The 12,971-nt window shown below is 52.2% G+C and carries 11 protein-coding genes and 1 pseudogene; 10 read left to right on the forward strand and 2 right to left on the reverse strand.

Going from position 1 to position 12,971, the window contains the following annotated elements:
• Positions 1-136 precede the first annotated feature (136 nt).
• Entirely contained in the window at positions 137-832 is a 696-nt protein-coding gene (locus D3H35_RS09385) for a TVP38/TMEM64 family protein (protein WP_119148830.1), read from the forward strand.
• Here D3H35_RS09385 and D3H35_RS31300 read toward each other — a convergent pair.
• The gene (locus D3H35_RS31300; protein WP_199728499.1) at positions 799-1,059 is read right to left on the reverse strand and encodes a hypothetical protein; all 261 of its coding nucleotides are present in this window, start codon (positions 1,057-1,059) and stop codon (positions 799-801) included. The two genes, D3H35_RS09385 and D3H35_RS31300, sit on opposite strands and share 34 nt — an antisense overlap.
• Before the next feature lie 616 nt (positions 1,060-1,675).
• Between D3H35_RS31300 and D3H35_RS30670 the strand changes: the two genes are divergently transcribed.
• The 9 genes from D3H35_RS30670 to D3H35_RS09430 all read left to right on the forward strand — a co-directional run bounded on the left by D3H35_RS30670 (position 1,676) and on the right by D3H35_RS09430 (position 11,614).
• Positions 1,676-2,149: a hypothetical protein gene (locus tag D3H35_RS30670; RefSeq protein ID WP_158594022.1), complete on the forward strand. Its 474-nt coding sequence runs from the start codon at positions 1,676-1,678 to the stop codon at positions 2,147-2,149.
• Positions 2,062-2,733 carry an alpha/beta hydrolase gene (locus D3H35_RS09395; protein ID WP_158594023.1) on the forward strand — a complete coding sequence of 224 codons (672 nt, stop codon included), beginning with the start codon at positions 2,062-2,064 and terminating at the stop codon, positions 2,731-2,733. The genes D3H35_RS30670 and D3H35_RS09395 overlap by 88 nt, the downstream gene beginning before the upstream one ends.
• Before the next feature lie 196 nt (positions 2,734-2,929).
• Entirely contained in the window at positions 2,930-3,856 is a 927-nt protein-coding gene (locus tag D3H35_RS09400) for a LacI family DNA-binding transcriptional regulator (RefSeq protein WP_119148832.1), read from the forward strand.
• A gap of 17 nt (positions 3,857-3,873) precedes the next feature.
• Positions 3,874-4,878, forward strand: coding sequence for an alpha/beta hydrolase (locus tag D3H35_RS09405; RefSeq protein WP_233567846.1), 1,005 nt, complete (start codon positions 3,874-3,876; stop codon positions 4,876-4,878).
• The gene (locus D3H35_RS32210; protein WP_233567847.1) at positions 4,875-5,225 is read left to right on the forward strand and encodes a hypothetical protein; all 351 of its coding nucleotides are present in this window, start codon (positions 4,875-4,877) and stop codon (positions 5,223-5,225) included. Before D3H35_RS09405 ends, D3H35_RS32210 begins: the two co-directional genes overlap by 4 nt.
• 1 nt (position 5,226) lies before the next feature.
• A complete protein-coding gene (locus D3H35_RS09410; protein ID WP_158594024.1) occupies positions 5,227-5,907 on the forward strand; it encodes an alpha/beta hydrolase in 681 nt (226 codons plus the stop codon).
• On the forward strand, positions 5,892-6,293 hold the full coding sequence (locus D3H35_RS09415; protein ID WP_119148834.1) for a hypothetical protein: 402 nt from the start codon (positions 5,892-5,894) through the stop codon (positions 6,291-6,293). The genes D3H35_RS09410 and D3H35_RS09415 overlap by 16 nt, the downstream gene beginning before the upstream one ends.
• A gap of 372 nt (positions 6,294-6,665) precedes the next feature.
• The gene (locus D3H35_RS09425) at positions 6,666-7,109 is read left to right on the forward strand and encodes a hypothetical protein (protein WP_119148836.1); all 444 of its coding nucleotides are present in this window, start codon (positions 6,666-6,668) and stop codon (positions 7,107-7,109) included.
• Between the two features lie 590 nt (positions 7,110-7,699).
• Positions 7,700-11,614 carry an S-layer homology domain-containing protein gene (locus tag D3H35_RS09430; protein WP_147355798.1) on the forward strand — a complete coding sequence of 1,305 codons (3,915 nt, stop codon included), beginning with the start codon at positions 7,700-7,702 and terminating at the stop codon, positions 11,612-11,614.
• 74 nt (positions 11,615-11,688) lie between these two features.
• Here D3H35_RS09430 and D3H35_RS09435 read toward each other — a convergent pair.
• Positions 11,689-12,833: pseudogene (locus D3H35_RS09435) on the reverse strand (conserved virulence factor C family protein).
• Between the last annotated feature and the right edge of the window lie 138 nt (positions 12,834-12,971).

A 12,971-nucleotide genomic window follows, 5' to 3' on the forward strand; every position in this document is an offset into this window, starting at 1 on the left:
GTTTTTTCCATGTCGTCTTTCATTTTATCGAATATCTGCCTAGTTATATAGAACTATTTTTTAAAGCGGCTTTTGTGTCGGGCAACGGTGTGCGATATGATACGATAAAAGGAAACATTAGGAAGGAAGTTCGAGCTTGCGACGTTCGACTTTGTTGAAAATAGCCGCTGCGGCAGTCGTCGTAGGCGTGCTGCTGTGGATCAATTACCAGTACTTGCGGCTTTCTCCGGAACGCATCAGGGAATGGGTCGTCTCTTTCGGATGGATTGCTCCGGTCATCTATATCGTTATGTATATCGTTCGTCCGTTCGTTCTGTTTCCGGCATCGGTTCTGTCCTTGGCGGGAGGGCTGTCGTTCGGCACATGGAAAGGGATGGCGTTCACTCTGATCGGCGCGGTAACGGGGGCGGTGCTGTCGTTTCTCGTTGCGCGGGGAGTGGTGGGCAGCGGCTTCTTCAAAGGGAAGGACGATCCTCGCATGATGAAATTGGAGCGTGCGATGGAAAGACGAGGCTTCATGATGGTGCTCTTGCTGCGGATCGCTCCCTTCGTGCCCTTCGATTTGGTCAGCTACGCGGCGGGAGCGGCCCGAGTTCGGCTGCGGGCATTTCTGCCCGCGACGATCATCGGGACGCTCCCCGGCACGTTCGCCTATAACTATCTGGGAGCTAGCCTGACCAAGGGCAGCTGGAAGGAATTCGCTATTGCCGGCATAGTATTCGCCGCTGCGTTAGCCATTCCGTTCCTGCTGCGCAAAAAGGTTCAAAGAGAAGTGGAGGAGTCACCCGAGCCGACCGTTCAGAACGGAGTAGGCAGGGGAAGATTGGAGTAGTATAATTCCAGCCCGATTGTGCTGCCGGGTTGAGCCGGAGCTCCGAGCAAAGTTTGCGGTATGATGCGGCCGTTATAGAATACGCGAACGTTAACGTTGGATAACAACCCGACCTGAATGCCGCCGATGCTTGTGATGAAGCCGCCGGGTCCGAAGCGGACCAGCCCGGTTGATTCAAGAGCTTGGCGAATCGTGATGCCCGGATAGAACGGAATGAAAGTATTCACGTTTACGCCGGGGAAAGCGGCGCCTCCCGAGATGGTTACGGCAATGAAAGCGTTCTGGCCGGGCGGAAACGGCTGGGGAGGAAACGGCCCGGGAATTGGAATTGGAATAGGGATCGGAACCGGGAACGGTCCGGGAGGAAAGGGGCCTGGCCCAGGGAAGTGCCCTGGAGGAAAAGGACCGGGTCCAGGGAATGGCGGCCTTGGAGGCGGTGGCGGCGGGAAATGACCGGGACCCCCGGGTCCGCCGGGTCCTCCGCCAGGTCCGCCAGGTCCGCCGGGACCGGGAAATGGCCCCGGACCTCCGGGACCAGGGAATTGTCCAGGTCCGCCGAGGCCTGGCGGAAGCATCCTCTGTTGCTCCTCGGGTACGACCCACCATGGAATAGGCCGGGTAGGAGTCGGCGGCTGGCTTTCGTTTTGGTGCAGACGCACCTTGACGCCTTTGGACGCCCCGGGTTTGCGCCGAGCGACGGATGAGCCCGATTTCGCTGACGTCCGCGAGGATAGCTTCGCTTTGGGCTCTTCATCGGACGCTTTACGGTTCTGATGCCGAATGTTGCCCGACCGTGGTTTCGTCATATTCATACCTCCGTTGGTTATAGGCGAATGTGGAATAATGCAGGATATGCGCCCGGATCGGATCGGGTGCCATCGTGCGGCTTCTTTCCGAATAACGAATACTTCCATCAATAAAACAAACAATACGGCAACGGAGGTGGATCATGCGATGGATGCGGCTCTATTCGGCTGGTTGGCGGGAAGTGTCGGAGCTGCGGTAAGCAGTGCGGGCGCGGCGGTGTACGGATTGACGGTAAAGGCTCAAAGTCCGAGACTCGTTCCGAACGAACGGCAGCCCGAGGTGCCCTTTGAGTCGGTAGAGTGGAAAAGCGGCGAGGGAACGGTGAGAGGTTGGTTTGTGCCTCATTCGCAGTCGGGTTCAGGGTCGTCGGGCTCTCGCCGACTGTCGTCGTGTCTCACGGCTGGGGGTCCAACCGATCGCGAGTGCTTCGCTACGTTCATCCGCTTCACCGCGAAGGGTATTCCGTATTGGTGTACAATGTTCGGAGCCACGGAGACAGCGATTCGGTGAAGGCTCCATCAGGGCTGTTATTCAGGGACGATCTCCAATCCGCGCTCCGTTATTTGGAGGGGCGTGAAGACGTGGACAAACAGCGGATCGGTGTGCTCGGTCATTCGCTGGGCGGTTTTGGCGCCGTATTGGCGTTGGACGAAGGAGCTCCGATCAGAGCGCTCGTAACCGACTCGATGCCGGTCCGCTTCGCGACGATGGTCGAAGCCGAGCTTCGCAGACGCAAGCTGCCCGCTTTTCCGCTGGCGCATATCATTCCGGAAATTATGGTCAGACGAAGCCGAATACCAAGCGCCTTGGTAAAACGGGCGAATCCCGCAGCCATATTGGAAGACAACGCGAGCGGCAAGCGCGTTCCGGTCATGCTCGTCCATTCCAGAGGCGATTCGATTATCCCGCCTGCCGAGCTGAACCATGTTCTGGCCCGCGTTCCCGATGCGAACCATTTGTTTGTGGATGTGGACGGCCATAGCGCATCCGAGCAAGATCCCGCTTTTTGGCCCGCCGTGACCGGCTTTTTCAAGGAATACTTAAGCATTCGGGAAGAGGCGGTCGATAAGCAGGGTGACTATGCTTCCGTATGAAAGCGCGACTTGTGCGTTGGAGAATAGATGCCAGCCGGTTCCTCCGATGAGGGGGGCCGGCTTTTTATATATTCTATTGACAAATCGGAAGGTCTTTCATAAAATCGACTTAATCGATTAAGCCCTTAACCGGTTAAGTTAAGCCGAATTTCGAGTGTCGCCTCTTTCGACTAGAGAAACAAGGACAGGGATAAGCATGAAGAAGATCACGATGAAGGATATCGCCAAGGAAGCGAAAGTGTCTACCGCTACGGTATCCTACATCCTCAACTCGGTAGAAAGCCAGTCCATCTCCGAAGATACGAAGGAAAAGGTGATGAAGGCCGCCCAAAAGCTGAATTACATCCGAAATCTGAACGCCAGAACGTTAAAAAGCGGAAAATCCGAGCTGATAGGAATTTTACTGCCGCAAACTGCCGGAGAGAGCTACTGGACCCCCTATCGCTATACGAAGGCTATTTTCCATCTCGGCAAATATTTGAACCGGCACGGCTATCATCTAATCGTCGTTCATATCGATCCGGACTCGCCGAAGCTGGATATTTTGCTGGAGCGGGAGGTGGACGGAGTGTTCGTCTTGAACGCCGCCGCCAAGACGTTCTATCAAATATCGAAGCGTTACGGTCTCGGAATTCCGCTGATCGGAATCGACACTTACAATGAAGACACGCTGTTTCATAAGCTGATTCCCGATTTCACGGCCGCAATCGCCAAGGTCGCCGAGCTGCTGGGACGTCGTCCGGATTTCGTCGTCATCGACGATTATCGCGACAAAAAGTATGTCGATACGATCAAAGCGGCAACGGGACTGGACCAACGGGACATTCACGCATACGCGGACGAGCGGCGCTTGCGAAAGTTTCTGGCAGGGAGAAGCGGACAAGCCGGATGCGTAATCAACGAGTTTTTGTGCAATCAGGTTCTGGCTGAGCCGTTCGGCGGCCGCGTCGTCGCCGTCTGTACGAGCGGTGTTCCCGAGCTGCTGCCGCCATCGGTGCCCAAGGTGATCTTCGACCCGGCGGCATACGAGGAGGCCGCGGATATATTGATCAGGTATATCCAGCAGCCTCATGAGCCAATCGATAAAAAAATCATTCGCCTTGCCGTTCAAGACGAAGAGTAAGCGGAGGTTAAGTTCCCATGTTATCGAACATTGTCCGATTCGAACGGTTTCGTTCTACGCTGCTAAACAACGAAAGAACCGTCTACGTGTATATGCCGCCAAACTACGATCGGGACGAAAGCAGCCGGTTCCCGGTGCTTTACGTGCAGGATGGGCAGCATGCCTTCCAGGAAGACGAAAGCGGCGGTTCGTGGGATTTGCATCTGATCGCCGACAGGCTCATCTCGGAAGGCCGGGTGCGTCCGTTTATCATCGTCGCGGTCGCTCACGTATCGGACTCTCGGATCGCCGAATATATGCATGCTTTTCCGGGGAACGAGAAGGCGCTGGGAACCGAGAGCCGGGGTGAGCGGTATGAGCAATTTTTGATCGAGGAAGTCAAGCCGCTCATCGACCGGACCTTTCGCACGTTGACCGGCCCCGAGCATACGGCCGTCATGGGCTCGTCTGCCGGCGGGCTTGTGTCTTACAATCTGGGCTTTCGCAGGCCGGATGTGTTCGGCATGGTCGGAGCGTTCTGTCCTTATTTCGTCGTTATCGATCAGGATGGAAGGGAGACGTGGATCGGGCAATTCCATAAGGAGAAGCCGCCGATCCGGCTATGGATGGACGTGGGCGAGGCCGAAGGGTACACCGTGCTGGAGAAGCATGTAAGAAGCGCCGTCGACACTTCGCTGGAAGCGGGGTTTCGTCAGGGCGACGACTTATGGTACTACTATGTGCCGGGCTCCGGCCACAACCAGAAGGATTGGAAGGCCAGAGTGCATGCTCCGCTTCTTTATTTCTTCGGAGATGTCGGAAGTCCAATCCGCGTGGAGCTTAACGGGCCGGAATCCGTCGGTCTGACCGGAGCCTGTCCAAGCTTTAATCCGATCGTTCATTATGACAGCGGTTTCGTCGCCACCGATTTAGACGGTAAGTACGAAGTTGACGATCCCTTGATAATGACCGTCTCCAAGGACGGCCGCATCGTTCCCGGAAGAACGGCCGGACGGTTGTTACTTATCGGAAGGGAAGCTTGACGGCAAGCCGTGAAGTCAGCGTCGTTCCGAAGCTTCCCGCCGATGTCAGCGTTACGATTCACGTGGAAGTGCCTGAGAGTACTCCGGATACGGACTGCGTGTATGCAGGCATTCCTCTGCCTAAGATCGGAAATTTGTTATACGGCGGGACGTTCCAAATTCCGAGAAACATCGCTTTTCAATTTCGGATTTCCAGAGGGTTCGGATTGGACGAGAAAGACGCGCACGGCCGCGATGTACCTTATCGGTCTTTCCGGCCCGAGGAAGGCTTGAATTTGGCTTACCGGGTGGAAAGCTGGTCGAACAAACGGAAAATAGGCACTAACCATTTCGAGGAGGCTGATTGAATTGCCGTCTACTTTATTGCGCATTGAAGGATTTCGTTCATCCATTTTGAACAACGAACGCGATTTGCGTTTATATTTGCCTCCCGGATACAGCGAGAACCCGGACAGCCGGTATCCCGTTCTATACGCGCACGACGGTCAGAACTTGTTCGACAAGGGAGCGCACGAGACCGATCCGCTGAATCCTTTCGCCGTTGCAAGATCATGGAACCTCCATCTTACCGCCGATCGACTGATAGCCGAGGGGCTGATGGAGGAGGTCATTATCGTCGGCATCTTCAACATGGGAGGCGAGCGCTCCGGCGAGTATATGCACGGGCTGGAAGGAATCGAGCACGAAAGGGACCGGGATCAGGCCGTGCCCAGAGGCGAGCTGTACGAACGATTTTTGGTCGAGGAGCTTAAACCGTTTATCGACTCTGTATTTCGGACAAAACGGGATGCGGAAAATACAGGACTGATCGGCTCTTCCCGAGGGGGGCAAATTACTTATCATATCGGATTCAGCAGACCGGATATATTCGGCAAGCTCGGCATTCTTTCCCCCTACTTCTATTACGTTAATCCTTTGACGCTGATCGAGTACCGTATGTACGTGAGCTTTCCTTCCCGATTGCCTCTGAGCAAAATATGGATCGATCTGGGGGGCGCGAAGGCGTTCTGGTCATGGAAAAGCACGTGAGGCAAGTCGTAGCCGAATTGCTGGATGCCGGTTATGAGCCGGACAGCCAGTTGGCCTTCTATTTCGAACCGGATGCCGCGCATACGGAGGCGGATTGGGAGGAGCGGGCTCATCTTCCGCTGCTGCACTTATTCGGCAAGCCGTCCAAGCTGGCGGGGGTTAGCTTGAAGGAGCTCGGGACAAGCTTCTTCGAACGGAGCAAGCTCCGTCTCCTGCCGACGGCCGAATACGAGAACGGCTGGCGCATTACGCCGCTGAACGGAAGCTTCAAATCGGCCGATCCTGACGCGGCAAGCGTCGACCATTCCGGCGGAATCGTTCCGAAGGAAGGCGCACCGCCGTGGTTGAATACGAGTTCGAAGGAAAACGGGCGAAAGCCAGCGTGACGATTTCTTGATTTTTGCAAAAAAAGTGGGCTTGCGGCGTCAGCCGCAAGCCCGTCAAGAGTTTATATTGAAAAGGGGGGGTCATGTTTATATTGTAACCGTTCAACATGAAAAGCAGATGAAAGCCTTGTTACGGTTGCATTACAAAATCGGAAGCGGTGCCAAATCCATTATCATTCCTCGCGTTAGGATCTTCGCGAGGTTTTTTTGTGTTAACCTCCGAATATTTGAAAATCGCAGAAAAATGGAGGAATAATTTCAAAAATATCTTAAAAATAGTTCAAAAGGCGTGTTATAATGTTTTTAAATTTTGGTTATTTGTGGAATTCAATTAAATACTAGACTTTTATCGTCTAATCGGAGGCTCGAAAAGTGAGAAAGAAGTTGCTTGTTGTTACGGTTTTAATGAGTCTAATAGTTGGAGTTGTTTTTTCTTCGTTTGCCGGCACAGCTGAGGCGGAAGAAACCGTTGGAACAGAGACCGGGACGGGCTCGCAACAGGCTCCTATTCCGCAACCAACTATTCCGGAATCTCCTATTACGGAGGTAAGGGAGAACGTAGCGGTTGAATCAACCAGTGTTAAGATTATTAAGGTTGAGCAATTGGAGGGCTATCTGTCTTTCGGAGATGTCCTTACTATAAGAAAGCAGAATTCTTCCGAGTTTGCTTACAATTACATGAGCGACCGTGACGACCATCAATGGAAAGTTCCTGTTCAAGATGTTGATAGATCGGCCATTTATGACGTTGTTATGGCGACTACTTTCATAGAAATCGATACGGGAAAATATTTCTCTATTATGATAAGAAAGTGATTACGGGCGAACAACTTCTTTCAATGAATGCATGGCTGCTAAAAGTTTCAGGAAAGGTGAAGGTGTCTTTCGATTTTGGTTCGTTGTCGGAGTATAACAATAGCACAAAGTTTTATGTTGGGGATGGCGCTAATGATTCCCAATTGGAAAAAGGTACAGGGAGCGACTCTAGAATTTTAATGGAACCGGGTAAATTGAATTTGACTTTTTTGTCCAACGATGAAAACAAAAGTTATCACTTATCCAAAAGCGTTAATATTCAATCGGACACCGTTGTTTCATTAACTGAGCAGGACATCGCCTCTGCGAATAAGATCGTATTTCCCTCAAATACTTATAGTCTAGGCATGTATTATTATATCGACTCGGTAGGTACATACCGGGAATTTTCGGATACGAACGAGTTAATCGTTTCCAAGGGGACATACTCTTTTTACTTGTATACGAAAGACTCCAGCAATTACTACTCATGGAAGAGTAATAAAAACAATATTTCTAATAATAAAGATTACAGTGTTTTGAATAAACCCGTCTTAAGGCTGGATACTTTTGAAATTAGCGATGAAGGGCTTAATGTGGAAGGAAGCTTAGTGAGCGGCGAACTCTCGTTGCTAGGCGTAACGGACTTTTACTACAATACAATTTCGTCTCAAGCTACCTTGAAGGATCAAGGCGGAAATATTGTGCAAGAACAGCAGAAAATCGGCCGGTTTTGGAATTCCTTGACCATCCCACTGGATTCCCCTCTCCAAGCGGGTACCTATACGCTGGAGTTCTCCGTTAACTATCCGGGACTCGCCGAACCGTTTCAAGTAAATAGAGAAGTCATTGTCCATTCTATGGACAACAACGAAATCAAAGGGCTTGTCGTCGAAGCCGAGGACGAGTCTGGAGAGCCGTTGCAAAACGGTCATGTGATGCTTTTTGAGAAACAACTGCCGAATTGGAGTTGGTTTTACTCGGGTTATGCTTCGAATCGAACCTATGATGCGGGTTCCATTGGCGACGGCAAGTTTTTTATACCTAACGCATTCTTGCTGGCGGGCAAGCAATACGAAGTAGTCGTATACGGGAAAAGCTCTGACGGTATGACGGATGTTTTCTACAATCAACCGGTATCCTCCGGGCAAGCTAACGTTAAGTTTACGGCTTCCAGTCTAAAGAAACTGACTTTCGAAGCTTCGCAGGCGCAGGCGGGTCAAGAAGTTAGAGTATCTTTGCAAAATAGTGACGGTCTGCTCGTAGCTTGGCCTTTTCCAGTCTCGTTCGGTGCCGATCGTAAAGCTTCCATGTACATTCATACGGACAATAATCTGCTTGTAAATTCGAACCTTTACGACGAGGCGGCAGACACTGCCTATTACTTGGAAAAAGCCTATAGCCTGTCTTCAAGCGCGACGCAAACCGTTAATTTGGCTGGACCTCTGGTCTCCATTACTCCGCCATCCGGTTATGATTCCGCGAAGCTTTCTATAAACGAGGGAATGCCAGCTTCAAAGTATTACGCCACTCAAGGAATAAGCGCCACTGTCTTATATTCCTTAGAAAAGAACGGTACGAGCTATACGTTAAGTAAACTGTTTTCTAATCTTGCTAAGAACGAACGGCTTTCTTTTGATAAAAACTTCTCGCCAAGAAATAGTGCTCAATCGTTCCAGAACTCCGCTAACGCTTCAGTTGTGAATAGCGATTATTACGACAATAAGGATAACTATCTGTATGAAGTGTCATCCGGTCCGGGATCGCAGTTTAATGGATTGAATCAAACAGCCCGGTTTCAAGTTCAGACGAACGAGGGCTCAAAGAAGATGCTTGCCCGTCGTTCCGGTCAAGACGTTGTTTACCAACTTGTTGACAATTCCACTGAGGGAACGCTCAATTTGCTGGAATATCAATTGTACGATGGCAGCACGCGGGCGGTAGGAAGCAAGGTTTATTCGAACTCTCTTCGTTCGATTCAGATGAATATGCCTTCGGTTGACGGTAATTATTCGCTGAATCTTATCAAGCAAAACTTTCCGAACGATGTGGTCAAATTGTCCGGAAGTATTCCTATAAGCGTCGTTAGCAATTTTAAAATTTCGATCTCGCTTCCGTCAGGTTACGAGCTGAATCCATTCGGTTGGAATCAATCCGTAGAGATTTGGTCGAAGGACGGAGAAAGAGAGAATCAGTATCCGGCTTTCATTGATATCGATGGAAATCTGGGTATTTTGAGTTTCGATTCATTTCAGCCCAATACCGAATACGAGATTAATTTTGCTCTTAGCTTGAGGAAAATAGGAAGTAGCTTCGAAGAGGTAAGCATGTACTACAATAGAATCAAACTTAAAGGAAGTCAGTTGAAAAAGCTGGTCAGAATCGCAGTTCCGAACGACGTTGTGACGATTCAGCCTACATATTCGTCGCCGGTGAGTTCGGACGCGTTAGCCCAATATAATATGGCGATTAGCGGCTATGAGAAGGCGTTCAGTTTCTATGTCGAGGGAGAGAAAGCGGATGCGGGCTGGGAGTTTCCGCCTGTCATATTGTCTCCTCGCCAGTTTGACGTCGTTGTGACGGGAGTCGACGGGGTAAAAGCCTTTAGTAGCTTAAAAACAGTCAACGTGTCTTCAGATGGGCGCGATGTTACGGTCACGGACAAACCGTCATATTCCGTCAGACTGAAGGACAATAGTCCGTTTCTTAACTTCTACACCTTTTACGAGGGCACTCGTTCTTCCGGTATCGCCGGATATAATTATTCGGATAAACTTATGCTGAATCAAGCCTTTGTTTCCATGGGCAAACAGAACCTTCAATTTGAAACGGTGGATATTGCGCCTAACGAGACTCCATGGGTAAACTCGTGGACGACGAGTGTACCGAAAGACGTGCAGTCCGACACCGTTATTGACTTCGATGGCAAAATCAATGCATCGGCCTCATCTCTAGATGTTGTTATTCTTGACGATTTAATCTTCAAATTGAAGCCTAATTTGATAAGCGGTGACTTAAAGCTGCAAGGCGTGCAGGTTCTGCTTGATCGCTTCGTGTCGCCTAATTTCTCGCAATCGGCTTTTGCGCAGAATGCGGAAGTGCAGCAAACGGTTGCTTATGAGGGAAGTTTTTCGAGTCCTCGTCAAGTGCCCGCCGTCGTTTCGATCAGCGATGCGGCAGGCAAGGTTGTGTATGAAAGTCAAACCAATCAATGGCAGGACGGCGTTTATATCTTTCATAAGTTAGCCCCCGGTACCTACACGTTCACCTTCCGCGTGCCGGTCGGTCCGAACGAGGAAGCGAAGGTTTCGAAAGCTTTCACGGTCAAATCCGCTGATAACGGCACTGGCGGTACTGGCGGTACAGGCGGCAACGGCGATGGCGGGGTAGGCGGAGGCGAAGCCATCCCGGGCGGTACTGTCGACCCTGCCACCGAGCCGAATAATCAGGTTACGGAATTCAAGAAAGACGATATTCCTGCAGCGGCGAACGGAACGGTCACCCTCGATGCCAAAGGAAAAGAAGAGGTCGTTCTGCCGTTAAGCGCCGTTGAGACGATCGGGACTAGCAGGCTTCAAGTGAGGACGGCTAATTCGGAAGTTGCTATCCCGCCGCAAGTGTTGGAGCAGCTAAGCAAGCTCGCCGCTGGCAAAGAGCTGGAAGGCGCGAAGATCTCTTTCAAGGTTCAGCCCGTCGATTTGAAGGCCGCCCTGCCAACAGACGGTAACGTTTCAATTACCGGCCCTGTGTACGAGTTCCAACTATCCGTTTCGATGGCAGACGGAACGACAAGGAAGCTTACCCAATTCGATGCTCCGATCCTGTTGACTTTCGAAGTCGAGCCTGGTGCAGCGAACAGAAGTATTACCGGGGTGTACTACATTGACGATAATGGAAAACTCGAATACGTTGGCGGCAAGTGGGACGGCAATCGGATCGTAGCCGAGGTTCGCCACTTCAGCAAGTTCGGCGCACTGACGTATGACAAACGGTTCTCGGACGTAAGCGACAAGCATTGGGCTTACAATGTCATTCGCCAGATGGTAGCGAAACAAATCGTTACCGGCGTTTCGGAGGTATCGTTTGCACCGGAGAGGAAAATTACCCGAGCCGAATTCGCTTCGATGCTGGCTAATGCTTTGCAATTGAAAGCGGAACGTTCCGCCGCTTTTGCCGACGTACCAAGCAATGCATGGTACTTGGGCGCAATCAGCGCGGCATTCGAGAAGGGTATCTTGAGAGGAGTAGGCAATAACCGCTTTGCTCCGAACAAGGAGATTACTCGTGAAGAAATGGCGGTCATGGTGGTGAACGCCATCCGGTTGTCCGAGCGGAAGGAGTCTTCCGGTCAAAACCCGACGTTCAAGGATTCCGACGAGGTTAGCGCATGGGCGCAAGATGCGGTAAACTCCGCGTATAGGAATGGTGTAATGAACGGTAGGGGTCTCAATTCCTTCGCGCCGAAACAGCAAGCGACACGAGCCGAAGCGGTCCAAGTGATCTATAATCTTTTGAATGTGAAATAATTTATGCAACAAAACAAGAGACCCGACAAACGGGTCTCTTGTTTTGTACACATAGGAATTGGGGTTTTCCGCTACTATTCCTTCCCCTGCTCCCGCATCCGAGTCATCTGCTGCCAGACCGAGCCTGCGGCTTCTTCGCCGTTCTCGATGCGCGCGACCGCCATCTCGGCTTGCAGCTTCACCTCGAATTCCGACTCGCCGGACGAAACCTTGCGCAGCGCATCCAGCGCGGTTTCGTCGCCGGCTTCGTACAGGAAGCGCGCGGCGCGCCAGCGAACGAGCTTGTTTGCATCGCTAAGCGCGGCGATCATCGGCCCGATTGCCGCCGGATCGCCGAGATCGGACAGCGTATCGCCCGCGGTGCGTCTTACCGGTGCGGACGAATCCTTGAGCGCTGCGAACAGAGGAGGCATCGTCTCCGGCGTACGGAGATCGCCGAGGTAGACGACCGCGAGCCGCCGGACGGACATATGACTGTCGCGCAGCGCTTTCGCGATGACGGCCAGATCGTCCGGCGTCGGCTTCAGCCGTTCCAGCGCCGCATAGCGCTGCTTCCAATCCTGCAAGTCGAGCGCATGCGAGACCTCCTCCGCCGACAATGGCGAGGGCGGAGCGGGAGGTGCGGCTTCGGGACCCGCCGACTTCGCTTGCTCGACCAAATCCTGCAGCCTTTCATCCGGATAAGCGGCATCGAGCTCCCGTACAATTTCCTCCAGGATATCCTTCGGTTCTCCGTAGCGAACGCCCATCTCCTCCAGCTTCCGTTCCCGGATCATCGTCGCTCCGGCCGCCTCCGTGACTGCCTTCGAGAACCGTTCCGGCAACGCCGCCCGCGATTCCTGTCCTCCGCTCGTCACCCGGATTTGCATCGGGATGCCTCGGAACTGCTGAACGCGAACGTGGGCTTCGCCGAAGCCGCCCGCGCCCGGATTCGCCGTCAGCGCCGTTCCCGATTCGGTCTCCGCAAGGCCGAACGTTTCCCGCACGCCTTGCAGAATAACCGCCCAGTCCGCGCTGCTCTTGCGGTCGATCGCCAGAAAATCGGAAGCGTGGAATACGCTTCGGACGCCAGGAATGCCAAGCAAGCGCGCAATAAGCGGAGACGCATTGCCGGCATTCTCGTCCGTATAGGTGAGCCTCGCCCGGAAGGAAGCTTTTCGTCGACGTTCAGCTTCATCGTATTCGGGCTTGGCGTAGGTTCGATAGAGATGAGTTTCATGGCGTGACCTCCAATGCAAGCTTCTTTTCCTCTACAATACCTTATTGGAAGGGCGATTGCCAAAAGCGGGCCCGGCGCTCACTAGGCATCGTTTTTTTTTGGAACGCCGAGTTTATATTTGTTATAGTATGTTCAAAG

It is taken from the genome of Cohnella faecalis (assembly GCF_003570905.1).
In the GTDB taxonomy this organism is placed as follows: domain Bacteria; phylum Bacillota; class Bacilli; order Paenibacillales; family Paenibacillaceae; genus Cohnella; species Cohnella faecalis.

Excerpts from the sequence above, each read along its gene's own strand:
- D3H35_RS09415 (WP_119148834.1), top strand. The coding sequence starts at position 5,892 with ATGGAAAAGCACGTGAGGCAAGTCGTAGCCGAATTGCTGGATGCCGGT.
- D3H35_RS09405 (WP_233567846.1), top strand. The coding sequence starts at position 3,874 with ATGTTATCGAACATTGTCCGATTCGAACGGTTTCGTTCTACGCTGCTA.
- D3H35_RS09400 (WP_119148832.1), top strand. The coding sequence starts at position 2,930 with ATGAAGAAGATCACGATGAAGGATATCGCCAAGGAAGCGAAAGTGTCT.
- D3H35_RS30670 (WP_158594022.1), top strand. The coding sequence starts at position 1,676 with ATGCAGGATATGCGCCCGGATCGGATCGGGTGCCATCGTGCGGCTTCT.